The organism is Azospirillum sp. TSH64, assembly GCF_003116035.1.
Lineage (GTDB): Bacteria > Pseudomonadota > Alphaproteobacteria > Azospirillales > Azospirillaceae > Azospirillum.
Genome location: NZ_LGQW01000011.1, coordinates 1 through 1,207, shown reverse-complemented (window position 1 = coordinate 1,207; position 1,207 = coordinate 1). Strand labels below are relative to the sequence as shown.

At 56.3% G+C, this 1,207-nt stretch carries 1 rRNA gene; it reads right to left on the bottom strand.

Going from position 1 to position 1,207, the window contains the following annotated elements:
- A 23S ribosomal RNA gene (locus TSH64_RS01490) occupies nt 1-1,155 on the bottom strand; the annotation flags it as partial.
- Between the last annotated feature and the right edge of the window lie 52 nt (nt 1,156-1,207).

The following is a 1,207-nucleotide window of genomic DNA, read 5'->3' as shown; positions in this document are numbered from 1 at the left end:
CATCCGCAGCTTCGGTACACGGCTTGAGCCCCGATACATTTTCGGCGCAGGCCGGCTTAACTAGACCAGTGAGCTATTACGCTTTCTTTAAAGGATGGCTGCTTCTAAGCCAACCTCCTGGTTGTCATGGCCTTCCCACATCCTTTCCCACTTAGCCGTGATTTGGGGACCTTAGCTGGCGGTCTGGGCTGTTTCCCTCTCGACGATGGACCTTAGCACCCACCGTCTGTCTGCCGCGCTCTGCTCGCGGGTATTCGGAGTTTGGTTAGGTTTGGTAAGGCTCGCGCCCCCCTAGCCCATCCAGTGCTCTACCCCCCGCGGCAATACGCGACGCGCTACCTAAATAGCTTTCGCGGAGAACCAGCTATTTCCTGATTTGATTGGCCTTTCACCCCTAGCCACAGGTCATCTCCGACTTTTTCAACAGGCGTGAGTTCGGTCCTCCAGTGCGTGTTACCGCACCTTCAACCTGCCCATGGCTAGATCATCAGGTTTCGGGTCTAAAGCATGCAACTCGGTCGCCCTATTCAGACTCGCTTTCGCTGCGCCTCCACCTACCGGCTTAAGCTCGCTGCATACTCTAAGTCGCTGACCCATTATACAAAAGGTACGCCGTCACCCCATGAAGAGGCTCCGACTGCTTGTAGGCATCCGGTTTCAGGAACTGTTTCACTCCCCTTGTCGGGGTGCTTTTCACCTTTCCCTCACGGTACTGGTGCACTATCGGTCACTGAGGAGTACTTAGGCTTGGAGGGTGGTCCCCCCACGTTCAGACAGGGTTTCACGTGCCCCGCCCTACTCGAGCATCCGATCCGGTTTATCCGTACGGGGCTATCACCCGCTATGGCCCGACTTTCCAGACGGTTCCGGTTATGTAGATCGAATGACTGGCCTGGTCCGCGTTCGCTCGCCACTACTAGCGGAGTCTCGGTTGATGTCCTTTCCTCCGGCTACTTAGATGTTTCAGTTCGCCGGGTTCGCTTCCCACACCTATTTATTCAGTGTGGGATACCGCGTTAAGCGGTGGGTTTCCCCATTCGGAAATTCACGGATCAATGCCTGCTCGCGGCTCCCCGTGACTTATCGCAACGTGCTACGTCCTTCATCGCCTCTCAGTGCCAAGGCATCCACCAGATGCCCTTCAGACGCTTGATCTCAACTCCAACGAAAACGCTTGCGCCACGCGCAGGAACAAGCCTGCTCGCGA